The following is a 23,688-nucleotide window of genomic DNA, read 5'->3' as shown; positions in this document are numbered from 1 at the left end:
TAATTGCCCGTGAGGCTTGACCATATAACACCCAAGCAATTTGAGCATAAGGCATCAAATTGTGGTGGTGAAGACGAAACGAACCGAAAGTTCGCAACGAATCACGAATATCACATATCCGAATTCGCTGGGCTGTCCATCTGGACATTCTGGCTACAGAATTTCTTGACGACCATAGAGCATTGGAACCACCTGATCCCATCCCGAACTCAGCAGTGAAACGATGCATCGCCGATGGTAGTGTGGGGTTTCCCCATGTGAGAGTAGGTCATCGTCAAGATTCATTTCGCAAAACCCCTATCTGCGCATGCAGGTAGGGGTTTTGTCTTTTCAGGCCGAAACATGGCCGAAATGCTCGGCACATGGGCTGCTGCGTGCAGCCCTTTTCCTATGCAAGCCCACGACCCCTAGCTATCATGCCAGCCTTATTCCAAGTCGAGACTGGCATGCTGAAGTTGTTGAATCTCCTCAAGGATGGCCGGTTCCATTCCGGAGAAGCCTTGGGGGCAGCCCTCGGGGTAAGTCGCAGCGCCGTTTGGAAACAGCTGCAACACCTGGAAAGCGAACTGAGCCTCACCATTCATAAAGTACGTGGTCGCGGCTACCAGTTGGCGGCGCCATTGGCCCTGCTCGATGCCCAGGCGATCGGCTCGTACTGCGAAGGCGAGCAGTGGCCTGTCTTCATTCACGAAACCATCGATTCGACCAATGCCGAGGGCCTGCGTCTTGCGGGTGCAGGCCAGGTTGCGCCGTTCCTGGTGCTGGCCGAGCGGCAAAGTGCTGGGCGTGGTCGTCGTGGTCGCATGTGGGTCAGCCCTTTCGCCGAAAACCTTTACTACAGCCTGGTGCTGCGTGTCGATGGCGGGATGCGCCAGCTCGAAGGCCTGAGCCTGGTTGTCGGTTTGGCGGTCATGCGTACCTTGCAGGCGTTTGGCGTGAAGGATGTCGGCCTGAAGTGGCCCAACGACGTGCTTGTGGGCGGCCAGAAAATCACCGGTATTCTGCTGGAGCTGGTGGGCGACCCTGCGGATGTCTGTCATGTCGTGCTGGGTGTCGGTATCAATGTGAACATGCAGGTCAACGAGCAGGTCGACCAGCAGTGGACCTCGATTCGGCGTGAAGTTGGCGCGACAATCGATCGCAACCGCCTGGTGGCGGTGCTCAGTCAGCAGCTGCAGCATGAGTTGGCGCGTCATCGCCGCTACGGTTTTGCCGCTTTCCAGGAAGAATGGGAGCAGGCGCACCTCTGGCAGGGGCGCAGTGTCTCGCTGATTGCCGGCAATACCCATATTGATGGTGTCGTGCTGGGCGTGGACGGGCAGGGCGGCTTGCGGCTTGAGGTCGATGGTGTGGAAAAGAGCTTCAGCGGTGGTGAGCTCAGTTTGAGGTTGCGTGATGATTCTTGAGCTCGATTGCGGTAACAGCTTTATCAAGTGGCGCGTGATTCACGCAGCCGACGCGACCATCGTGGGTGGTGGGATCGTCGACGCCGATCAGGCGCTTGTGGACGAAGTCGCAGCACTGGCTTCTCTTCGGCTTTCCGGCTGCCGAATCGTCAGCGTGCGCAGCGAAGACGAAACCGCGGCGTTGTGCGCACTAATAGCCCAGTCGTTCTCGGTCACGCCCCGGGTCGCAGAGCCTGCCCAGGAAATGGCTGGAGTGCGCAATGGCTACGAAGACCATCAACGCCTGGGCATGGACCGATGGCTGGCAGCGCTGGGCGCGTTTCATCTGGCCAAGGGGGCTTGCCTGGTGATCGACTTGGGTACCGCGGCCAAGGCGGACTTCGTCGCTGCAGATGGGGAGCACCTGGGCGGTTACATTTGCCCGGGCATGCCCCTGATGCGCAGTCAGTTGCGCACCCATACCCGGCGTATTCGCTATGACGATGCATCGGCCGAGCGTGCGTTGACCAGCCTTGCACCAGGGCGCTCGACCGTCGAGGCGGTCGAGCGGGGCTGCGTGCTGATGCTGCAGGGCTTCGCCCGCACCCAGCTGGATCAGGCGCGGGCGCTATGGGGGGAAGACTTCACCGTGTTCCTGACTGGTGGCGATGCGCCGTTGGTGCGCGAGGCGGCGCCACAGGCGCGCGTGGTTCCTGACCTGGTATTCGTAGGCCTGGCAATGGCCTGCCCATTGGACTGAGGTGCTTATGCGTTGGTTGTTTCTGCTGTTGCTGGTGCTCAATGTCTTCTATTACGTCTGGCACCAACAGGAAGCCCCGCTCAAGGCCAAGGATGTCGCCCCGTTGTCCCTGTATAAAGGAAGCCAGCAGGAAATCCGCCTGTTGCGCGAAAGCGGCGCCTCCACGCCGCCCCGGCGGCGTGATGAATGCCTGGTCGTGGGTGGCCTGGCGGGGCGCGAGCAGCTCGATGCACTGCGTCAGCGCCTGCTGAGCCTGGACATTTCGGCATTGCCGGTGTCTGGGCAGCTGCCTGGCGCCGATGGTTTGTGGCTGAAGATTTCCCCGGAAAGCGAGCGTTTGCTGGACCAAACCGTGCTCTCCAGTCTTTCCAACGATTTCAAAGACTTAAAACATAAAATTATTTTCTGCCAGGGTATTGCAACTGGCGAATAGCTTGATAGAATGGCGCCCGCTTCACAGGGAACACCACTCAGGTGGCAGAACTGGAAGCGAGTGTCAAAGCAGCTAAGTTTCAGATTTGATTGAAAAAATTTGAAAAAAAGCTTGACACTAGGACGGCAGACACATAGAATGCCGGCCACATCTGGAGGGATTCCCGAGCGGTCAAAGGGGACGGACTGTAAATCCGTTGCGAGAGCTTCGAAGGTTCGAATCCTTCTCCCTCCACCAGTTTTAGCGAGAGCCGCAAGCTCCGCGGGTATAGTTTAGTGGTAGAACCTCAGCCTTCCAAGCTGATGATGCGGGTTCGATTCCCGCTACCCGCTCCAAGTTTGCTGGATTTTGCGCAAAGTGTTTCGCTCTTGTAGCTCAGTTGGTAGAGCACACCCTTGGTAAGGGTGAGGTCAGCGGTTCAAGTCCGCTCAAGAGCTCCATATAAACAAGGCAGATATGAAAATATCTGCCTTTGTTTTATCAGCGTAAGACTATTTTCTTCTGCGGAGGATTGTATCGATGGCTAAGGAAAAGTTTGATCGTTCCCTTCCCCACGTTAACGTCGGCACCATCGGCCACGTTGACCACGGTAAGACCACTCTGACCGCAGCTCTGACTCGCGTCTGCTCCGAAGTTTTCGGTTCGGCAGTCGTTGAGTTCGACAAGATCGACTCGGCTCCGGAAGAAAAAGCGCGCGGTATCACCATCAACACCGCTCACGTCGAGTACAACTCGAACATTCGTCACTACGCTCACGTTGACTGCCCAGGTCACGCTGACTACGTGAAGAACATGATCACCGGTGCTGCCCAGATGGACGGCGCGATCCTGGTTTGCTCGGCCGCCGATGGTCCGATGCCACAAACCCGTGAGCACATCCTGCTGTCCCGTCAGGTTGGCTTTCCGTACATCGTGGTCTTCCTGAACAAGGCTGACCTGGTAGACGACGCCGAGCTGCTGGAACTGGTCGAGATGGAAGTTCGCGACCTGCTGTCCACCTACGACTTCCCAGGCGACGACACTCCGATCATCATCGGTTCCGCTCGTATGGCCCTGGAAGGCAAAGACGACAACGAAATGGGCACTACCGCTGTCAAGAAGCTGGTAGAAACTCTGGATGCCTACATCCCTGAGCCAGTTCGTGCCATCGACCAGCCGTTCCTGATGCCGATCGAAGACGTATTCTCGATCTCGGGTCGTGGTACCGTTGTTACCGGCCGTATCGAGCGTGGTATCGTCCGCGTTCAGGATCCGCTGGAAATCGTTGGTCTGCGTGACACCACCACCACCACCTGCACCGGCGTTGAGATGTTCCGCAAGCTGCTGGACGAAGGTCGTGCTGGCGAGAACTGCGGCGTCCTGCTGCGTGGTACCAAGCGTGACGACGTTGAGCGTGGCCAGGTTCTGGTCAAGCCAGGTTCGGTCAAGCCGCACACCAAGTTCACCGCAGAAGTCTACGTCCTGTCGAAGGAAGAAGGCGGCCGTCACACTCCGTTCTTCAAAGGCTACCGTCCACAGTTCTACTTCCGTACCACTGACGTGACCGGTAACTGCGAACTGCCGGAAGGCGTTGAAATGGTAATGCCAGGTGACAACATTCAGATGACTGTCACCCTGATCAAGACCATCGCAATGGAAGACGGTCTGCGCTTCGCCATCCGTGAAGGCGGTCGTACCGTCGGCGCCGGCGTCGTAGCAAAAATTATTGAATAAGTAGTTGATTTTCCTAATCAGGCCGGTATAATGGCCGGCCTGATACAGCGTTACAGGTCAGTAGCTCAATTGGCAGAGCGACGGTCTCCAAAACCGTAGGTTGGGGGTTCGATTCCCTCCTGACCTGCCATTTCACCTCGGTGTGATGGCTTTCTTCTTACAGGATCCTCCTCGATGACCCCCAAAACTGAAGCCCAAGAATCGCGTTTTGATCTGTTCAAGTGGCTGGCTGTAGTGGCTTTGGTGGTTGTTGGTGTTGTGGGTAATCAATATTACTCCGCCTCTCCGATCCTGTACCGCGTCCTTGCACTTCTCGCCCTGGCAGCTGTCGCTGGCTTCGTAGCCTTGCAGACCGCGAAGGGTAAGTCGTTCTTTACGCTGGCGAAGGAAGCGCGTACCGAGATCCGTAAAGTCGTGTGGCCGACCCGCCAGGAAACCACCCAGACCACGCTGATTGTCGTGGCTGTCGTGCTGGTTATGGCACTGCTGCTGTGGGGGCTCGATTCCCTGCTCGGCTGGGCGGTCTCCCTGATCGTTGGCTAAAGGTGTCCCGTGGCTAAGCGTTGGTATGTTGTGCATGCTTACTCGGGTTACGAGAAGCATGTAATGCGCTCCCTGATCGAGCGTGTGAAGCTGGCTGGCATGGAAGACGGTTTCGGCGAGATCCTGGTCCCGACCGAAGAAGTCGTCGAAATGCGCAATGGCCAGAAGCGCAAGAGTGAGCGTAAATTCTTCCCTGGCTATGTACTGGTCCAGATGGAGATGAACGAAGGGACTTGGCACTTGGTCAAGGACACCCCTCGTGTAATGGGCTTTATCGGCGGTACTGCAGACAAACCTGCGCCGATCACCGATAAAGAAGCCGAAGCTATCCTGCGTCGCGTTGCCGACGGCAGTGACAAGCCGAAGCCGAAGACGCTGTTCGAGCCGGGTGAAGTGGTTCGAGTCATTGACGGTCCGTTCGCTGACTTCAATGGTAGTGTCGAAGAAGTTAACTACGAGAAGAGCCGCTTGCAGGTTGCAGTGCTCATTTTCGGTCGCTCTACTCCGGTGGAGCTCGAGTTCAGCCAGGTCGAAAAGGTCTAGGCGGACGAAGCATCCCATACCCCGCAGCCCTGTGTGCTGCGGGGTTTTGTCGTCACTGGGATAAAACGCAAGTCATCCGGGGAGCCATCTGGCGTTCGTACCCGATTTTGGAGTAGCTCATGGCTAAGAAGATTCAGGCTTACATCAAGCTGCAAGTTAAGGCCGGCCAGGCCAACCCAAGCCCACCCGTCGGTCCAGCTCTGGGCCAACACGGTGTGAACATCATGGAGTTCTGCAAGGCCTTCAACGCCCGTACTCAGGGTCAAGAAGCCGGTCTGCCGACTCCAGTGATCATCACTGTCTACAGCGACCGTAGCTTCACCTTCGAGACCAAGAGCACCCCTGCCTCGGTTCTGCTGAAGAAAGCTGCTGGCCTGACCAGTGGTTCGGCTCGCCCGAACACCGTTAAAGTCGGTACCGTTACCCGTGCTCAGCTGGAAGATATCGCCAAGGCTAAACAGGCTGATCTGACCGCCGCTGACCTGGACGCAGCTGTACGCACCATCGCTGGCTCTGCCCGCAGCATGGGCCTGAACGTGGAGGGTGTGTAATGGCTAAGCTGACCAAGCGCCAAAAGGCAATCGCCGAGAAAATCGAAGCAGGCAAGGCCTACAACTTCGAGGAGGCCGCTGCACTGCTGGCTTCCCTGCCGGCTGCCAAATTCGTAGAGTCCTACGACATCGCCGTCAACCTCGGTGTTGACCCGCGTAAATCCGACCAGGTCGTTCGTAGCGCTACCGTGCTGCCACACGGCACTGGCAAGACCGTACGCGTTGCCGTCTTCACCCAGGGTCCAGCTGCTGAGGCCGCTCTGGCTGCCGGCGCTGACCGTGTAGGTATGGACGATCTGGCTGCCGAAATGAAAGCCGGCGACCTGAACTATGACGTCGTCATCGCATCGCCTGATGCCATGCGTGTCGTAGGTCAACTGGGTCAGGTTCTGGGTCCTCGCGGCCTGATGCCTAACCCGAAAGTAGGTACCGTTAGCCCAGACGTAGCCGGCGCTGTCAAAAACGCCAAGGCTGGTCAAGTTCGCTACCGTACCGACAAAAACGGTATCATCCACACCTCCGTTGGCAAAGTCGGCTTCGAAGCTGGCAAGCTGAAGGAAAACGTTGAAGCCCTGATCGCTGACCTGAAGCGTATCAAGCCGGCTTCCTCGAAAGGTATCTACGTCAAGCGCGTTACCCTGAGCACCACCATGGGCCCAGGTCTGGTCATCGATCAGAGCTCGCTGAACGTGTAAGAACATGGTGGCGCGACCCGTCGCGCCACCAGCAAAAATTGGGGTCCCTGCCTGGCGGGGGCTATCCAAGACCGTAGGCGGCGCAAGCCTTAAAACTCCAGCCCACGCAGATGGTGCTCCCGATTCGTTTACCGAATCAGACACCAAAACGACATCCGGCTTCGGCCAGATGAAACGGTAAAAACCAGGAGTAAACCCGTGGCAATTAAACTCGAAGACAAGAAGGCCATCGTCGCTGAAGTCAACGAGGCTGCCAAAGTCGCTCTGTCCGCTGTCGTGGCCGATGCCCGTGGTGTGACTGTAAGCGCAATGACCGGACTCCGTAAAGAGGCCCGCGAAGCTGGCGTATACGTGCGTGTCGTACGTAACACCCTGCTCAAGCGCGCTGTTGAAGGCACCGAATTTTCGATCCTCAACGACGCGTTCAAAGGCCCGACCCTGATTGCTTTCTCCAACGAACACCCGGGCGCTGCTGCCCGTCTGTTCAAAGAGTTCGCCAAGGGTCAGGACAAGTTCGAGATCAAGGCAGCCGCATTTGACGGCAATCTGATTGCAGCGAACCAGATCGACGTGTTGGCTTCCCTGCCGACCCGCGACGAAGCTATTGCACGACTGATGAGCGTTATTCAAGGCGCCACCAGCAAGCTGGCTCGTACTCTGGCAGCCATTCGCGACCAGAAAGAAGCTACCGCTGCCTAAGGCACGCGAATTCTTTCAAAATCATACGTTTAATTTGATGGCTGCGTAGGCTGTCACCCCAATACAGGATTTAAGTCATGTCTCTGACTAACGAACAAATCATCGAAGCAATCGGCCAGAAAACCGTTCTGGAAGTTGTTGAGCTGATCAAAGCAATGGAAGAAACCTTCGGCGTTACCGCTGCTGTTGCCGCTGCTGGCCCAGCTGCTGCTGCTGCCGTTGTTGAAGAGCAGACCGAGTTCAACGTTGTTCTGGTTGAAGCCGGCGACAAGAAAGTGAACGTGATCAAAGCCGTTCGCGAACTGACCGGTCTGGGCCTGAAAGAAGCCAAAGAGAAAGTCGACGGCGCTCCTCAGGTTGTAGCTGAAGGCGTTTCGAAAGAAGCCGCTGAAGACGCTAAGAAGAAGCTGGAAGAAGCAGGCGCTAAAGTCGAGCTGAAGTAATCTCGACCTTGCGATGCCAGCCTGAGCGTTAAGCGAAGGGCTGATGGCTGGTGGCTTACGCCACCGGCCTTTTTCCGTTATTGGCGGCTGGTCATTCCGGCCCCGATAACACGCTGCAAGACACCCATGTGGGTGGCGCAAACCAAGGGGTTTGCACGATTTTCTGGCTGCTCCCGCCGGGAGAAGCCAAACAAGCAGGTGACCAAGCTGGGGAACGCTGATGGCTTACTCATACACTGAGAAAAAACGTATCCGCAAGGACTTTAGCAAGTTGCCGGACGTCATGGATGTGCCATACCTTCTGGCCATCCAGCTGGATTCGTATCGCGAATTCCTGCAAGCGGGAGCATCCAAGGATCAGTTCCGTGACGTCGGCCTGCATGCGGCCTTCAAGTCGGTATTCCCGATCATCAGCTACTCCGGCAATGCTGCCCTGGAGTACGTAGGCTACCGCCTGGGCGATCCCGCCTTCGATGTGAAGGAATGTGTCCTGCGTGGCGTGACCTTCGCGGTCCCACTGCGGGTCAAGGTGCGCCTGATCATCTTCGACAAGGAATCGTCGAACAAAGCGATCAAGGACATCAAAGAGCAAGAAGTCTACATGGGTGAAATCCCCCTGATGACTGAGAACGGTACCTTCGTTATCAACGGTACCGAACGAGTAATCGTTTCCCAGCTGCACCGTTCGCCTGGTGTGTTCTTCGACCACGACCGTGGCAAGACGCACAGCTCCGGCAAGCTGCTGTACTCCGCTCGTATCATCCCTTACCGCGGTTCCTGGCTGGACTTCGAGTTCGACCCGAAGGACTGCGTGTTCGTGCGTATCGACCGTCGCCGCAAACTGCCGGCCTCGGTACTGCTGCGCGCGCTGGGCTACAGCACCGAAGAAGTGCTCAACACCTTCTACACCACCAACGTGTTCCACATTTCCGGCGAGAAACTCAGCCTGGAACTGGTGCCTCAGCGTCTGCGTGGTGAAGTTGCGGTCATGGACATCCATGACGGCAGCGGCAAGGTCATCGTCGAGCAAGGTCGTCGTATCACCGCTCGTCACGTCAACCAGCTCGAGAAAGCCGGTGTCAGCCAGCTGGACGTTCCAATGGAATACGTCCTGGGTCGCACCACCGCCAAGGCCATCGTTCACCCGGCCACCGGCGAGATTCTGGCCGAGTGCAACACCGAGCTGACCACCGAGCTGCTGATCAAGATCGCCAAGGCACAGGTCGTCCGCATCGAGACCCTGTACACCAACGACATCGACTGCGGTCCGTTCATCTCGGATACCCTGAAGATCGACACCACCAGCAACCAGCTGGAAGCTCTGGTCGAGATCTACCGCATGATGCGTCCAGGCGAGCCGCCGACCAAGGATGCAGCCGAGACCCTGTTCAACAACCTGTTCTTCAGCGCCGAGCGTTACGACCTGTCCGCCGTTGGCCGCATGAAGTTCAACCGTCGTATCGGTCGTACCGAGATCGAAGGTTCGGGCGTGCTGAGCAAGGAAGACATCGTCGAGGTTCTCAAGACCCTGGTCGATATCCGTAACGGCAAAGGCATCGTCGACGACATCGACCACCTGGGTAACCGTCGCGTCCGTTGCGTCGGCGAGATGGCCGAGAACCAGTTCCGTGTTGGCCTGGTGCGTGTCGAGCGCGCGGTCAAGGAACGTCTGTCGATGGCCGAAAGCGAAGGCCTGATGCCGCAGGACCTGATCAACGCCAAGCCGGTTGCGGCGGCGGTGAAGGAGTTCTTCGGTTCCAGCCAGCTCTCGCAGTTCATGGACCAGAACAACCCGCTCTCCGAGATCACCCACAAGCGTCGTGTCTCCGCACTCGGCCCTGGTGGTCTGACCCGTGAGCGCGCCGGCTTCGAAGTCCGTGACGTACACCCGACCCACTACGGCCGCGTGTGCCCGATCGAGACCCCTGAAGGTCCGAACATCGGTCTGATCAACTCCCTGGCAGCCTATGCCCGCACCAACCAGTACGGCTTCCTGGAAAGCCCGTACCGCGTGGTGAAGGAAGGCGTGGTCAGCGACGACATCGTGTTCCTGTCCGCCATCGAAGAAGCCGATCACGTCATCGCCCAGGCCTCGGCCGCGATGAACGAGAAGAAGCAGCTGATCGATGAGCTGGTAGCTGTTCGTCACCTGAACGAATTCACCGTCAAGGCGCCGGAAGACGTCACCCTGATGGACGTTTCGCCGAAGCAGGTTGTTTCCGTTGCTGCCTCGCTGATTCCGTTCCTCGAGCACGACGACGCCAACCGTGCATTGATGGGTTCGAACATGCAGCGTCAGGCTGTACCGACCCTGCGCGCCGACAAGCCGCTGGTAGGTACCGGCATGGAGCGCAACGTTGCCCGTGACTCCGGTGTCTGCGTGGTTGCTCGCCGCGGTGGTGTGATCGACTCGGTCGACGCCAGCCGTATCGTCGTTCGCGTCAACGACGACGAAGTCGAGACCGGTGAAGCCGGTGTGGACATCTACAACCTGACCAAGTACACCCGTTCCAACCAGAACACCTGCATCAACCAGCGTCCGCTGGTGAGCAAGGGTGACAAGGTACAGCGCAGCGACATCATGGCCGACGGCCCGTCCACCGACATGGGTGAACTGGCGCTGGGTCAGAACATGCGCATCGCGTTCATGGCGTGGAACGGCTTCAACTTCGAAGACTCCATCTGCCTGTCCGAGCGTGTGGTTCAGGAAGACCGCTTCACCACGATCCACATCCAGGAACTGACCTGCGTGGCCCGTGACACCAAGCTTGGCCCAGAGGAAATCACCGCGGACATCCCGAACGTGGGTGAAGCTGCGCTGAACAAGCTGGACGAAGCCGGTATCGTCTACGTGGGTGCCGAAGTCGGCGCTGGCGACATCCTGGTCGGCAAGGTCACGCCAAAAGGCGAAACCCAGCTGACTCCGGAAGAAAAACTGCTGCGTGCGATCTTCGGTGAGAAGGCCAGCGACGTTAAGGACACCTCCCTGCGCGTGCCGACCGGCACCAAGGGTACCGTCATCGACGTACAGGTCTTCACCCGTGATGGCGTGGAGCGCGACAGCCGCGCCCTGTCCATCGAGAAGATGCAGCTGGACGAGATCCGCAAGGACCTCAACGAAGAGTTCCGCATCGTCGAAGGTGCAACCTTCGAGCGTCTGCGTGCTGCCCTGAACGGCCAGGTGGTCGACGGTGGCGCGGGTCTGAAGAAAGGCACCGTGATCACCGACGAAGTGCTGGACGGTCTGGAGCACGGCCAGTGGTTCAAACTGCGCATGGCCGAAGATGCACTGAACGAGCAGCTGGAAAAGGCTCAGCAGTACATCGTCGACCGTCGCCGTCTGCTGGACGACAAGTTCGAAGACAAGAAGCGCAAGCTGCAGCAGGGCGATGACCTGGCTCCAGGCGTACTGAAGATCGTCAAGGTCTACCTGGCAATCCGCCGTCGCATCCAGCCGGGTGACAAGATGGCCGGTCGTCACGGTAACAAGGGTGTCGTCTCGGTGATCATGCCGGTCGAAGACATGCCGCATGACGCCAACGGTACTCCGGTCGACGTCGTACTGAACCCGCTGGGCGTACCTTCGCGTATGAACGTCGGTCAGATCCTCGAAACCCACCTGGGCCTCGCGGCCAAGGGCCTGGGCGAGAAGATCGACCGCATGATCGAAGAGCAGCGCAAAGCCGCTGAACTGCGCACCTTCCTCACCGAGATCTACAACGAGATCGGTGGTCGTCAGGAGAACCTGGAAGAGTTCACCGACGAAGAGATCATCGCCCTGGCGAACAACCTGAAGAAAGGCGTGCCAATGGCCACTCCAGTCTTCGACGGTGCCAAGGAACGTGAGATCAAGGCCATGCTGAAACTGGCGGACCTGCCAGAAAGCGGCCAGATGGTGCTGTTCGACGGCCGTACCGGCAACAAGTTCGAGCGTCCTGTGACCGTTGGTTACATGTACATGCTCAAGCTGAACCACTTGGTGGACGACAAGATGCACGCGCGTTCCACTGGTTCCTACAGCCTGGTTACCCAGCAGCCGCTGGGTGGTAAGGCGCAGTTCGGTGGTCAGCGTTTCGGGGAGATGGAAGTGTGGGCGCTGGAAGCATACGGCGCGGCATACACCCTGCAAGAAATGCTCACAGTGAAGTCGGACGACGTGAACGGCCGTACCAAGATGTACAAGAACATCGTGGATGGCGATCACCGTATGGAGCCGGGCATGCCCGAGTCCTTCAACGTGTTGATCAAAGAGATCCGTTCGCTCGGTATCGATATCGATCTGGAAACCGAATAACACGTGACGCGAAGGGGAGTGGGGCAGGTAATGCCCGCTCCCTGCTCCGCCAGGAGGAAAGGCCTTGAAAGACCTACTGAATTTGCTGAAAAACCAGGGTCAAGTCGAAGAGTTCGACGCCATCCGCATCGGTCTGGCGTCGCCTGAAATGATCCGTTCGTGGTCGTTCGGTGAAGTTAAGAAGCCGGAAACCATCAACTACCGTACGTTCAAGCCTGAGCGTGACGGCCTGTTCTGCGCCAAGATCTTTGGCCCAGTCAAGGACTACGAGTGCCTGTGCGGCAAGTACAAGCGCCTCAAGCACCGCGGCGTGATCTGCGAGAAGTGCGGCGTTGAAGTTGCCCTGGCAAAAGTTCGTCGTGAGCGCATGGCCCACATCGAACTGGCCTCGCCGGTTGCCCACATCTGGTTCCTGAAGTCGCTGCCGTCCCGTATCGGCCTGCTGATGGACATGACCCTGCGTGATATCGAACGCGTGCTCTATTTCGAGAGCTACGTCGTGATCGACCCGGGCATGACCACCCTCGAGAAGGGTCAGCTGCTGAACGACGAGCAGTACTTCGAAGCGCTGGAAGAGTTCGGTGACGACTTCGACGCCCGCATGGGTGCCGAGGCTGTCCGCGAGCTGCTGCACGCTATCGACCTGGAGCACGAGATCGGTCGCCTGCGCGAAGAGATTCCGCAGACCAACTCGGAAACCAAGATCAAGAAGCTGTCCAAGCGCCTGAAGCTGATGGAAGCTTTCCAGGGCTCGGGCAATCTGCCTGAGTGGATGGTCCTGACCGTCCTGCCAGTGCTGCCGCCGGACCTGCGTCCGCTGGTGCCGCTGGATGGTGGCCGCTTCGCGACCTCCGACCTGAACGACCTGTATCGTCGGGTGATCAACCGTAACAACCGTCTGAAGCGCCTGCTCGACCTGTCGGCGCCGGACATCATCGTGCGCAACGAAAAGCGCATGCTGCAGGAAGCGGTCGACGCCCTGCTGGACAACGGCCGTCGCGGTCGCGCCATCACTGGCTCGAACAAGCGTCCGCTGAAGTCCCTGGCCGACATGATCAAAGGTAAGCAAGGTCGCTTCCGTCAGAACTTGCTCGGTAAGCGCGTGGACTACTCCGGTCGTTCCGTTATTACCGTAGGCCCGACCCTGCGTCTGCACCAGTGCGGTCTGCCGAAGAAGATGGCCCTCGAGCTGTTCAAGCCGTTCATTTTCGGCAAGCTGGAAATGCGTGGTCTGGCGACCACCATCAAGGCTGCCAAGAAGATGGTCGAGCGCGAGCTGCCGGAGGTGTGGGACGTTCTCGCCGAGGTGATCCGCGAACACCCCGTCCTGCTCAACCGTGCACCGACCCTGCACCGTCTGGGTATCCAGGCCTTTGAACCGGTACTGATCGAAGGTAAGGCGATTCAGCTGCACCCGCTGGTCTGCGCCGCGTACAACGCCGACTTCGACGGTGACCAGATGGCCGTTCACGTGCCGCTGACGCTGGAAGCCCAGCTCGAAGCGCGCGCGCTGATGATGTCGACCAACAACATTCTGTCGCCAGCCAACGGTGAGCCAATCATCGTTCCGTCGCAGGACGTTGTACTGGGTCTGTACTACATGACCCGTGAAGCCATCAACGCCAAGGGCGAAGGTCGCGTGTTCGCCGACCTGCAGGAAGTCGACCGCGTATTCCGCGCCGGCGAAGCTGCCCTGCACGCCAAGATCAAGGTCCGTATCAACGAGACCGTGAACGACCGCGATGGCAGCAGCGTCAAGAACACCCGTATCGTCGACACCACTGTCGGCCGTGCGCTGCTGTTCCAGGTCGTGCCGGCTGGTCTGCCGTACGACGTGGTCAACCAGCCAATGAAGAAAAAGGCGATCTCCAAGCTGATCAACCAGTGCTACCGCGTGGTTGGTCTGAAAGAGACCGTTATCTTCGCTGACCAGTTGATGTACACCGGTTTCGCCTACTCCACCATCTCTGGCGTGTCCATTGGTGTGAACGACTTTGTCATCCCTGATGAGAAAGCGCGCATCATCAACAGCGCTACCGATGAAGTGAAGGAAATCGAAAGCCAGTACGCCTCCGGCCTGGTAACCCAGGGCGAGAAGTACAACAAGGTCATCGACTTGTGGTCGAAGGCGAACGACGAAGTGTCCAAGGCGATGATGGCCAACCTCTCGAAAGAGAAGGTCATCGACCGCGAAGGCAACGAAGTCGATCAAGAGTCCTTCAACTCGATGTACATGATGGCTGACTCGGGTGCGCGGGGTTCCGCAGCCCAGATCCGTCAGCTGGCCGGTATGCGTGGCCTGATGGCCAAGCCGGACGGCTCCATCATCGAGACGCCGATCACCGCGAACTTCCGTGAAGGCCTGAGCGTACTCCAGTACTTCATCTCGACTCACGGTGCTCGTAAAGGTCTGGCGGATACCGCCTTGAAGACCGCCAACTCCGGTTACCTGACTCGTCGTCTGGTGGACGTTGCCCAGGATCTGGTCGTTACCGAGATCGATTGCGGCACCGACCAGGGCCTGCTGATGACTCCGCACATCGAAGGCGGCGACGTTGTAGAGCCGCTGGGTGAGCGTGTACTGGGCCGTGTCATCGCCCGTGACGTGTTCAAGCCAGGCACCGAGGACGTCATCGTTCCGGCCGGTACCCTGGTCGACGAGCAGTGGGTCGAGTTCATCGAGCTGAACAGCATCGACGAAGTCGTCGTGCGTTCGCCGATCAACTGCGAAACCCGTTTCGGCATCTGCGCCAAATGCTACGGTCGTGACCTGGCTCGTGGTCACCAGGTGAACATCGGTGAAGCTGTCGGCGTTATCGCTGCACAGTCGATCGGTGAGCCGGGTACCCAGCTGACCATGCGTACGTTCCACATCGGTGGTGCTGCAAGCCGTACCTCGGCTGCCGACAGCGTCCAGGTGAAGAACGGCGGTATGGTGCGTCTGCACAACCTGAAGCAGGTCGAGCGTGCCGACGGTAACCTGGTTGCCGTATCGCGTTCCGGCGAGCTGGCCATTGCCGATGAATTCGGCCGTGAGCGTGAGCGCTACAAGCTGCCTTACGGTGCGGTGATTTCGGTCAAGGAAGGTGACAAGGTCGAAGCTGGCGCCATCGTCGCCAAGTGGGACCCGCACACCCACCCGATCGTTACCGAACTGAAAGGTACCGTGACCTTCGTGGGCATGGAAGAAAACATCACCATCAAGCGTCAGACAGACGAACTGACCGGCTTGACCAACATTGAAGTCCTGGACGTCAAGGATCGCCCTGCCGCTGGCAAGGAAATCCGTCCGGCAATCAAGATGGTCGACGCCGCTGGCAAGGACCTGTACCTGCCAGGTACCGACGTACCTGCCCAGTACTTCCTGCCGGCCAACGCCCTGGTCGGTGTGGCTGACGGTGCTCAGATCGGTGTTGGTGACGTTATCGCGCGTATCCCGCAAGAAACGTCGAAGACCCGTGACATCACCGGTGGTCTGCCACGCGTTGCCGACCTGTTCGAAGCGCGCCGTCCGAAAGAAGCCTCGATCCTGGCTGAAGTCAGCGGCACCATCGCGTTCGGTAAAGAGACCAAGGGCAAGCGTCGTCTGGTCATCACTCCGACCGACGGTAGCGATCCGTACGAAGAGCTGATTCCGAAGTGGCGCCACCTGAACGTCTTCGAAGGCGAACAGGTAAACCGCGGCGAAGTCATCTCCGACGGCCCGAGCGATCCGCACGACATCCTGCGTCTGCTGGGTGTGAGCGCGCTGGCGAAGTACATCGTCAACGAGATCCAGGACGTTTACCGTCTGCAAGGCGTTAAGATCAACGACAAGCACATCGAGACCATCCTGCGTCAGATGCTGCGCAAGGTCGAGATCGCCGAGTCGGGTGACTCCAGCTTCATCAAGGGCGACCAGATGGAGCTGACTCAGGTGCTGATGGAAAACGAGCGCCTGGCCGGGGAAGACAAGTTCATCTCCAAGTTCACCCGCGTGCTGCTGGGGATCACCAAGGCCTCGCTGTCGACCGAGTCGTTCATCTCCGCGGCTTCCTTCCAGGAAACCACCCGCGTACTGACCGAAGCGGCGGTAACCGGCAAGCGCGACTACCTGCGCGGCCTGAAAGAGAACGTGGTCGTGGGTCGTCTGATCCCGGCCGGTACCGGTCTGGCCTACCACAGCGAGCGCAAGCGTCGCCGTGATGCCGACAAACCGCTGCGTGTGAGCGCCAGTGAGGTGGAAGCCGCACTGACCGAAGCGCTGAACTCCAGCGGCAACTAAGTACAGGGCAGGGCCCCGGCAAGCCTCGAACGAGCATCGGTGACATAAAATGTTGCCGATGATCGGGCGGGGAGGGCCGGGGCCTCGTCTTGACTGGGTGCAAGATCCTCCGTAGACTTTTGTACCCTTAAATTTGGTGAGGCTCCGTCTCGCCAATTTTTGGCTTTCTTGCAAGACAATAGAGTCGCAAGACAATCAGTGGAGCTAGTAGATGGCAACTATCAACCAGCTGGTACGTCAGCCGCGCAAGCGTTCGGTCGAGAAGTCCGACGTTCCTGCGCTGCAGAACTGCCCGCAACGTCGTGGCGTGTGCACCCGCGTGTACACCACCACGCCGAAAAAACCTAACTCGGCACTGCGTAAAGTATGCCGTGTGCGTCTGACCAACGGTTTCGAGGTTTCCTCGTACATCGGCGGTGAAGGCCACAACCTGCAAGAGCACAGCGTCGTCCTGATCCGTGGCGGCCGTGTAAAAGACTTGCCAGGTGTTCGTTACCACACCGTTCGCGGCTCTCTGGATACTTCGGGCGTTAAAGGCCGTAACCAGGGTCGTTCGAAATACGGTACCAAGCGTCCGAAGTAATCGGCCGTTTGCAGACATCCATTTTTTTGAGTCGATAAGAGTAAGGTCGGGCAGGGGTCGAAGACCCACGTCCCGGGCTAACCTGAAGACCGTTTGAGGGCTTATCATGCCAAGACGTCGTGTAGCAGCAAAACGTGAGATCCTTGACGATCCGAAGTACGGATCCCAGATCCTCGCCAAGTTCATGAACCACGTGATGGAAAGCGGCAAGAAGGCCGTAGCCGAGCGCATCGTTTACGGTGCCCTGGATACCGTCAAAGCACGCAAGAACAGCGACCCCCTGGAAATCTTCGAGAAAGCTCTCGACGCCATCGCTCCGCTGGTCGAAGTAAAGTCCCGCCGTGTCGGCGGTGCCACTTACCAGGTCCCGGTTGAAGTTCGTCCATCCCGTCGTAACGCTCTGGCAATGCGCTGGCTCGTAGACTACGCCCGCAAGCGCGGCGAGAAGTCGATGGCTCTGCGCCTGGCCGGCGAACTGCTGGATGCTGCCGAAGGCAAAGGTGCTGCAGTCAAGAAGCGTGAAGACGTGCACCGTATGGCTGAAGCCAACAAAGCGTTCTCGCACTACCGCTTCTAATTCAAGCATCAATCATTTTGCGAGGGCTTTATGGCTCGTACTACAGCAATTAACCGCTACCGCAACATTGGTATCTGTGCCCACGTTGACGCGGGCAAGACCACCACTACCGAGCGGATCCTGTTCTACACAGGTCTGAGCCACAAGATGGGCGAGGTGCACGACGGCGCCGCGACCACCGACTGGATGGTGCAGGAGCAGGAGCGCGGTATCACCATTACCTCCGCTGCCGTTACCACCTTCTGGAAAGGTTCCCGTGGTCAGTACGACAACTACCGCGTAAACGTCATCGATACCCCTGGCCACGTTGACTTCACCATTGAAGTAGAGCGTTCGCTGCGTGTACTCGACGGCGCGGTCGTTGTGTTCTGCGGTACCTCCGGCGTTGAGCCGCAGTCCGAAACCGTATGGCGTCAGGCCAACAAGTACGGCGTTCCACGTGTTGTCTACGTGAACAAGATGGACCGTGCCGGTGCAAACTTCCTGCGCGTCATTGGTCAGATCAAGAACCGCCTGGGTCACACCCCGGTCCCGGTTCAGCTGGCCATCGGTTCGGAAGATAACTTCCAGGGTCAGGTCGACCTGATCAAGATGAAGGCTATCTACTGGAACGACGACGACAAAGGCACCACCTACCGCGAGGAAGAAATTCCTGCGGACATGCTCGAGCTGGCCGAAGAATGGCGCTCGAACATGGTGGAAGCAGCTGCCGAAGCGTCCGAAGAGCTGATGAACAAGTACCTTGAAGAAGGTGAGCTGACCGTCGAAGAAATCAAGGCAGGCCTGCGTGCGCGCACCCTGGCCAGCGAGATCGTTCCGGCTGTCTGCGGTTCGTCGTTCAAGAACAAGGGCGTTCCCCTGGTTCTCGATGCCGTCATCGACTTCCTGCCTGCGCCGACCGAGATCCCTGCAATCCAGGGTATCAACCCGGACGACAAGGATCTGGACAAAGAAGATCCGGCTGTCCGCAAGGATGAGCGTCATGCAGACGACGATGAGCCTTTCTCGGCTCTGGCGTTCAAGATCGCTACCGACCCGTTCGTAGGTACTCTGACCTTCGTTCGCGTCTACTCGGGCGTTCTGAACTCCGGTGACTCGGTCATCAACTCGGTCAAAGGCAAGAAAGAGCGCGTTGGCCGTATGGTGCAGATGCACGCCAACCAGCGTGAAGAGATCAAAGAAGTTCGCGCTGGCGACATCGCGGCTCTGATCGGCATGAAAGACGTGACCACGGGCGAAACCCTGTGCAACGCCGACAAGCCAATCATCCTCGAGCGCATGGACTTCCCTGAGCCGGTCATTTCGCTCTCCGTTGAGCCGAAAACCAAGGCTGACCAGGAGAAGATGGGTATCGCACTGGGCAAGCTGGCTCAGGAAGACCCGTCGTTCCGCGTCAAGACCGACGAAGAGACTGGCCAGACCATCATCTCGGGTATGGGCGAGCTGCACCTGGACATCCTCGTTGACCGCATGAAGCGCGAGTTCAACGTCGAAGCCAACATCGGCAAGCCGCAGGTTTCGTACCGCGAGAAGATCACCAAGTCCGGCGTTGAGATCGAAGGCAAATTCGTTCGTCAGTCGGGTGGTCGTGGTCAGTTCGGTCACTGCTGGATCCGTTTCTCGGAGCCGGAAGTCGACGCGAAGGGCAACATCACCGAAGGTCTGGTGTTCACCAACGAAGTCGTTGGTGGTGTGATTCCTAAGGAATTCATCGCCCCGATCCAGAAGGGTATCGAAGAGCAGATGAAAAACGGCGTTGTTGCCGGTTATCCTCTGATCGGCCTGAAGGCCACGGTATTCGACGGTTCGTACCACGACGTCGACTCCAACGAAATGGCGTTCAAAATCGCTGCTTCGATGGCAACCAAGCAACTGGCCCAGAAGGGCGGTGGCGTGGTTCTCGAGCCGATCATGAAGGTCGAAGTTGTAACCCCGGAAGATTACCTGGGTGACGTGATGGGTGACCTGAACCGTCGTCGTGGTCTGGTCCAGGGTATGGATGAGTCGGTCTCTGGCCGTGTCGTCCGCGCTGAGGTTCCGCTGGGCGAGATGTTCGGTTACGCAACTGACGTTCGTTCCATGTCTCAGGGTCGCGCAAGCTACTCCATGGAATTCTCGAAATACGCTGAAGCTCCGTCGAACATCGTCGAAGCTCTCATTAAAAAACAAGGCTGATTCAGCCCCTTTAGGCTAGGAGTTCACTGTCGTGGCTAAAGAAAAATTTGATCGTTCCCTTCCCCACGTTAACGTCGGCACCATCGGCCACGTTGACCACGGTAAGACCACTCTGACCGCAGCTCTGACTCGCGTCTGCTCCGAAGTTTTCGGTTCGGCAGTCGTTGAGTTCGACAAGATCGACTCGGCTCCGGAAGAAAAAGCGCGCGGTATCACCATCAACACCGCTCACGTCGAGTACAACTCGAACATTCGTCACTACGCTCACGTTGACTGCCCAGGTCACGCTGACTACGTGAAGAACATGATCACCGGTGCTGCCCAGATGGACGGCGCGATCCTGGTTTGCTCGGCCGCCGATGGTCCGATGCCACAAACCCGTGAGCACATCCTGCTGTCCCGTCAGGTTGGCGTTCCGTACATCGTGGTCTTCCTGAACAAGGCTGACCTGGTAGACGACGCCGAGCTGCTGGAACTGGTCGAGATGGAAGTTCGCGACCTGCTGTCCACCTACGACTTCCCAGGCGACGACACTCCGATCATCATCGGTTCCGCTCGTATGGCCCTGGAAGGCAAAGACGACAACGAAATGGGCACTACCGCTGTCAAGAAGCTGGTAGAAACTCTGGATGCCTACATCCCTGAGCCAGTTCGTGCCATCGACCAGCCGTTCCTGATGCCGATCGAAGACGTATTCTCGATCTCGGGTCGTGGTACCGTTGTTACCGGCCGTATCGAGCGTGGTATCGTCCGCGTTCAGGATCCGCTGGAAATCGTTGGTCTGCGTGACACCACCACCACCACCTGCACCGGCGTTGAGATGTTCCGCAAGCTGCTGGACGAAGGTCGTGCTGGCGAGAACTGCGGCGTCCTGCTGCGTGGTACCAAGCGTGACGACGTTGAGCGTGGCCAGGTTCTGGTCAAGCCAGGTTCGGTCAAGCCGCACACCAAGTTCACCGCAGAAGTCTACGTCCTGTCGAAGGAAGAAGGCGGCCGTCACACTCCGTTCTTCAAAGGCTACCGTCCACAGTTCTACTTCCGTACCACTGACGTGACCGGTAACTGCGAACTGCCGGAAGGCGTTGAAATGGTAATGCCAGGTGACAACATTCAGATGACTGTCACCCTGATCAAGACCATCGCAATGGAAGACGGTCTGCGCTTCGCCATCCGTGAAGGCGGTCGTACCGTCGGCGCCGGCGTCGTAGCCAAAATCATCGAGTAATCACTCGACCGATTGAAAAAACCCCCGCTCAGCGGGGGTTTTTTTTATTGGGTTGACACTAAATTGGGGCGTCTATAGAATCACGCCTCCTTTTAGCGGGCGTAGTGCGTCCGTTGGGAACAGCCTGGAGTCTGAAATCCAATGCAAAATCAGCAAATCCGTATCAGGTTGAAGGCCTTCGACCATCGCCTGATCGACCAATCCACCCAGGAAATCGTGGAAACCGCGAAACGTACTGGTGCACAAGTGCGTGGTCCAATTCCACTGCCTACCCGCAAAGAGCGTTTCACCGTTCTGGTCTCCCCGCACGTCAACAAAGACGCGCGTGACCAGTACGAGATTCGCACTCATAAGCGTGTTCTGGACATCGTCCAGCCAACGGATAAAACCGTTGACGCGCTGATGAAGCTTGATCTGGCGGCAGGTGTGGAAGTACAGATCAGCCTCGGCTAAGACTTCGGTCTGGTCGTGTAACGCTCTGAAATGGGCGGCCATAGCGGGTGAAAGCCCCGTACACTCATGAGGTTTACAACATGACTATTGGTGTAATCGGTCGCAAGTGCGGTATGACCCGCATTTTCACCGAAGAAGGTGTCTCCATTCCGGTCACGGTCATCGAGATCGAGCCGAATCGCGTCACCCAGTTCAAAACTGAAGAAACCGATGGCTACCGTGCAGTGCAAGTCACTGTCGGCGAGCGTCGTGCTTCGCGTGTGACTGCCGCTCAGGCAGGCCACTTCGCCAAGGCTAACGTTGCCGCTGGTCGCGGTGTTTGGGAGTTCCGTCTTGAAGAAGGCGATTTCCAGGCTGGCGATCTGATCAAAGCTGAACTCTTCACTGCAGGCCAGCTGGTAGACGTTACTGGTCAGTCCAAAGGTAAAGGCTTCGCCGGTACCATCAAGCGCTGGAACTTCCGTGGTCAGGACAACACCCACGGTAACTCCGTGTCGCACCGTGTTCCTGGTTCCATCGGCCAGTGCCAGACTCCTGGTCGTGTGTTCAAGGGCAAGAAAATGTCCGGTCACATGGGCGCCGAGCGCGTGACTGTTCAGTCCCTGGAAGTAGTTCGCGTAGACGCTGAGCGCAACCTGCTGCTGGTCAAGGGTGCCGTTCCTGGCGCTACTGGCGGCGACGTGGTTGTACGTCCGGCTGTCAAGGCTCGCGGTTAAGGGGAAACTGACATGCAACTTAATGTAAATGACGCTCAGGCGATCGAAGTTTCCGAACTGACTTTCGGTGGCGAATTCAACGAGACGCTGGTACACCAAGCAGTCGTGGCCTACATGGCCGGCGGCCGTCAGGGCACCAAGCAGCAAAAGACCCGTTCCGACGTGGCTGGTGGCGGTAAGCGCCCATGGCGTCAGAAGGGTACTGGCCGTGCTCGTGCTGGTACTACCCGTGGTCCGATCTGGCGTGGCGGTGGTGTAACCTTCGCAGCTCGTCCTCAAGATCACTCGCAGAAGCTCAACAAGAAGATGTACCGCGCAGCCCTGCGCTCCATCCTCGCTGAGCTGGTGCGTAGCGACCGTCTGGTCGTGGTTCAGGACTTCGCTGTTGAAGCACCGAAAACCAAAGATCTGCTGAACAAGCTGAACGGCATGGGTCTGAGCGACGTACTGATCGTTTCGGACGCTGTTGATCAGAACCTGTACCTGGCTGCTCGCAACCTGCCGCACGTCGACGTACGTGACGTTCAAGGTTCCGACCCGGTCAGTCTGATCGCATACGAGAAGGTGTTGATCACCGTTTCGGCCGTGAAGAAATTCGAGGAGCTGCTGGGATGAACCAGGAACGCGTATTCAAAGTCCTCCTTGGCCCGCACGTTTCCGAGAAGGCTACCGTTCTGGCTGAGAAAAAAGGCCAGTTCGTATTCAAGGTTGCTACCGACGCAACCAAGCTGGAAATCAAGAAAGCTGTCGAAGGCCTGTTCAACGTAAAAGTTGAAAACGTGTCGACTGTTAACGTTCTGGGTAAAACCAAGCGTACCGCACGTGGTCTGGGCAAGCGTAATGACTGGAAGAAGGCGATCGTCTCCCTTCAGCCAGGCCAAGATCTCGATTTCAGCAGCAGTGCTGAGTAAGGAAGGGGTGCATCATGGCAATCGTTAAATGCAAACCGACTTCCCCTGGCCGCCGTTTCGTGGTCAAGGTGGTCAACAAGGAGCTGCACAAAGGCGCTCCTCACGCACCGCTGCTCGAGAAAAAATCGAAGTCTGGTGGTCGTAACAACAATGGCCGCATTACCACTCGTCACGTTGGTGGTGGTCACAAGCAGCATTACCGTCTGGTCGACTTCCGTCGCAACGACAAAGATGGCATCCCAGCCACTGTCGAGCGTATCGAATACGATCCAAACCGTACTGCTCACATCGCCCTGCTGTGCTACGCAGACGGTGAGCGTCGCTACATCATCGCCCCTAAAGGCGTGAGCGCTGGCGACCAGCTGATCGCAGGTGCCCTGGCCCCAATCAAGGCCGGTAACTCCCTGCAGCTGCGCAACATCCCAGTAGGTAGCACCATTCACGGCATCGAACTGAAGCCGGGTAAAGGTGCTCAGATCGCTCGTTCCGCTGGTGCTTCGGCTCAGCTGATCGCTCGCGAAGGTGTCTACGTGACCCTGCGTCTGCGCTCTGGTGAAATGCGTAAAGTCCTGGCTGAGTGCCGTGCGACCCTGGGCGAAGTCTCGAACTCCGAGCACAGCCTGCGTTCGCTGGGTAAAGCTGGTGCCAAACGCTGGCGCGGGCGCCTGCTGCACCGGTTGCACTGTGCGCATGTACGCCCACAGGTCGTGCAGGTCGGTGTCACT

Annotated in this window: 21 protein-coding genes, 4 tRNA genes and 1 rRNA gene; all 26 read left to right on the top strand. The window is 58.1% G+C overall.

Features of this window, described 5'->3' with window-relative positions; translation table 11 throughout:
- Window positions 1-164 precede the first annotated feature (164 nt).
- Window positions 165-280: ribosomal RNA gene (rrf, locus tag ACIP21_RS19770) — 5S ribosomal RNA — on the top strand.
- Window positions 281-446: 166 nt separating this feature from the next.
- On the top strand, window positions 447-1,406 hold the full coding sequence (gene birA, locus ACIP21_RS19765; protein WP_400690906.1) for a bifunctional biotin--[acetyl-CoA-carboxylase] ligase/biotin operon repressor BirA: 960 nt from the start codon (window positions 447-449) through the stop codon (window positions 1,404-1,406).
- Window positions 1,396-2,145, top strand: coding sequence for a pantothenate kinase (locus ACIP21_RS19760; RefSeq protein WP_400690904.1), 750 nt, complete (start codon window positions 1,396-1,398; stop codon window positions 2,143-2,145). The genes birA and ACIP21_RS19760 overlap by 11 nt, the downstream gene beginning before the upstream one ends.
- A 7-nt stretch (window positions 2,146-2,152) precedes the next feature.
- A complete protein-coding gene (locus ACIP21_RS19755; RefSeq protein ID WP_400690901.1) occupies window positions 2,153-2,578 on the top strand; it encodes a hypothetical protein in 426 nt (141 codons plus the stop codon).
- Window positions 2,579-2,731: 153 nt separating this feature from the next.
- Window positions 2,732-2,815 (top strand) — tRNA-Tyr (locus tag ACIP21_RS19750).
- Window positions 2,816-2,839: 24 nt separating this feature from the next.
- A tRNA-Gly gene (locus ACIP21_RS19745) sits at window positions 2,840-2,913 on the top strand.
- Between the two features lie 29 nt (window positions 2,914-2,942).
- Window positions 2,943-3,018 (top strand) — tRNA-Thr (locus ACIP21_RS19740).
- A 79-nt stretch (window positions 3,019-3,097) separates the two neighbouring features.
- On the top strand, window positions 3,098-4,291 hold the full coding sequence (tuf, locus tag ACIP21_RS19735; protein ID WP_400690898.1) for an elongation factor Tu: 1,194 nt from the start codon (window positions 3,098-3,100) through the stop codon (window positions 4,289-4,291).
- Window positions 4,292-4,345: 54 nt separating this feature from the next.
- A tRNA-Trp gene (locus ACIP21_RS19730) sits at window positions 4,346-4,421 on the top strand.
- 44 nt (window positions 4,422-4,465) lie between these two features.
- Window positions 4,466-4,834, top strand: coding sequence for a preprotein translocase subunit SecE (gene secE, locus ACIP21_RS19725; protein WP_159408678.1), 369 nt, complete (start codon window positions 4,466-4,468; stop codon window positions 4,832-4,834).
- Window positions 4,835-4,843: 9 nt separating this feature from the next.
- Window positions 4,844-5,377, top strand: coding sequence for a transcription termination/antitermination protein NusG (gene nusG / locus ACIP21_RS19720; RefSeq protein ID WP_003255501.1), 534 nt, complete (start codon window positions 4,844-4,846; stop codon window positions 5,375-5,377).
- 119 nt (window positions 5,378-5,496) lie between these two features.
- Window positions 5,497-5,928: a 50S ribosomal protein L11 gene (gene rplK, locus ACIP21_RS19715; protein WP_003255500.1), complete on the top strand. Its 432-nt coding sequence runs from the start codon at window positions 5,497-5,499 to the stop codon at window positions 5,926-5,928.
- Window positions 5,928-6,623 carry a 50S ribosomal protein L1 gene (rplA, locus tag ACIP21_RS19710; protein WP_400690895.1) on the top strand — a complete coding sequence of 232 codons (696 nt, stop codon included), beginning with the start codon at window positions 5,928-5,930 and terminating at the stop codon, window positions 6,621-6,623. Before rplK ends, rplA begins: the two co-directional genes overlap by 1 nt.
- 198 nt (window positions 6,624-6,821) lie before the next feature.
- Window positions 6,822-7,322, top strand: a complete 501-nt coding sequence (gene rplJ, locus ACIP21_RS19705; RefSeq protein WP_060513244.1) for a 50S ribosomal protein L10 — start codon at window positions 6,822-6,824, stop codon at window positions 7,320-7,322.
- Between the two features lie 77 nt (window positions 7,323-7,399).
- Window positions 7,400-7,765 (top strand): 50S ribosomal protein L7/L12, encoded by a 366-nt coding sequence (gene rplL, locus ACIP21_RS19700; RefSeq protein ID WP_003255496.1) that lies wholly within the window; start codon window positions 7,400-7,402, stop codon window positions 7,763-7,765.
- A 220-nt stretch (window positions 7,766-7,985) separates the two neighbouring features.
- Window positions 7,986-12,059 (top strand): DNA-directed RNA polymerase subunit beta, encoded by a 4,074-nt coding sequence (gene rpoB / locus ACIP21_RS19695; RefSeq protein WP_400690893.1) that lies wholly within the window; start codon window positions 7,986-7,988, stop codon window positions 12,057-12,059.
- A 64-nt stretch (window positions 12,060-12,123) separates the two neighbouring features.
- Window positions 12,124-16,323, top strand: a complete 4,200-nt coding sequence (rpoC, locus tag ACIP21_RS19690) for a DNA-directed RNA polymerase subunit beta' (RefSeq protein ID WP_400690890.1) — start codon at window positions 12,124-12,126, stop codon at window positions 16,321-16,323.
- Between the two features lie 211 nt (window positions 16,324-16,534).
- Entirely contained in the window at window positions 16,535-16,906 is a 372-nt protein-coding gene (rpsL, locus tag ACIP21_RS19685; RefSeq protein WP_003255492.1) for a 30S ribosomal protein S12, read from the top strand.
- 106 nt (window positions 16,907-17,012) lie between these two features.
- Window positions 17,013-17,483: a 30S ribosomal protein S7 gene (gene rpsG, locus ACIP21_RS19680; RefSeq protein ID WP_003246741.1), complete on the top strand. Its 471-nt coding sequence runs from the start codon at window positions 17,013-17,015 to the stop codon at window positions 17,481-17,483.
- A gap of 30 nt (window positions 17,484-17,513) precedes the next feature.
- Window positions 17,514-19,658: an elongation factor G gene (gene fusA / locus ACIP21_RS19675; protein ID WP_400690888.1), complete on the top strand. Its 2,145-nt coding sequence runs from the start codon at window positions 17,514-17,516 to the stop codon at window positions 19,656-19,658.
- Between the two features lie 31 nt (window positions 19,659-19,689).
- Window positions 19,690-20,883, top strand: a complete 1,194-nt coding sequence (tuf, locus tag ACIP21_RS19670; RefSeq protein ID WP_010951775.1) for an elongation factor Tu — start codon at window positions 19,690-19,692, stop codon at window positions 20,881-20,883.
- A 141-nt stretch (window positions 20,884-21,024) separates the two neighbouring features.
- On the top strand, window positions 21,025-21,336 hold the full coding sequence (gene rpsJ, locus ACIP21_RS19665; RefSeq protein WP_003186070.1) for a 30S ribosomal protein S10: 312 nt from the start codon (window positions 21,025-21,027) through the stop codon (window positions 21,334-21,336).
- Window positions 21,337-21,416: 80 nt separating this feature from the next.
- Entirely contained in the window at window positions 21,417-22,052 is a 636-nt protein-coding gene (gene rplC, locus ACIP21_RS19660) for a 50S ribosomal protein L3 (RefSeq protein ID WP_003257089.1), read from the top strand.
- Window positions 22,053-22,064: 12 nt separating this feature from the next.
- The gene (gene rplD / locus ACIP21_RS19655; RefSeq protein WP_003255485.1) at window positions 22,065-22,667 is read left to right on the top strand and encodes a 50S ribosomal protein L4; all 603 of its coding nucleotides are present in this window, start codon (window positions 22,065-22,067) and stop codon (window positions 22,665-22,667) included.
- Window positions 22,664-22,963 (top strand): 50S ribosomal protein L23, encoded by a 300-nt coding sequence (gene rplW / locus ACIP21_RS19650; protein WP_003255484.1) that lies wholly within the window; start codon window positions 22,664-22,666, stop codon window positions 22,961-22,963. Before rplD ends, rplW begins: the two co-directional genes overlap by 4 nt.
- A 14-nt stretch (window positions 22,964-22,977) precedes the next feature.
- A partial coding sequence (gene rplB, locus ACIP21_RS19645; protein ID WP_400690884.1) for a 50S ribosomal protein L2 occupies window positions 22,978-23,688 on the top strand: 711 nt, incomplete at its 3' end.

Source organism: Pseudomonas sp. NPDC089401 (assembly GCF_044749485.1).
In the GTDB taxonomy this organism is placed as follows: domain Bacteria; phylum Pseudomonadota; class Gammaproteobacteria; order Pseudomonadales; family Pseudomonadaceae; genus Aquipseudomonas.
The sequence above is the reverse complement of the archived record's forward strand: the minus strand, read 5'-3'. Positions and strand labels throughout refer to the sequence as shown.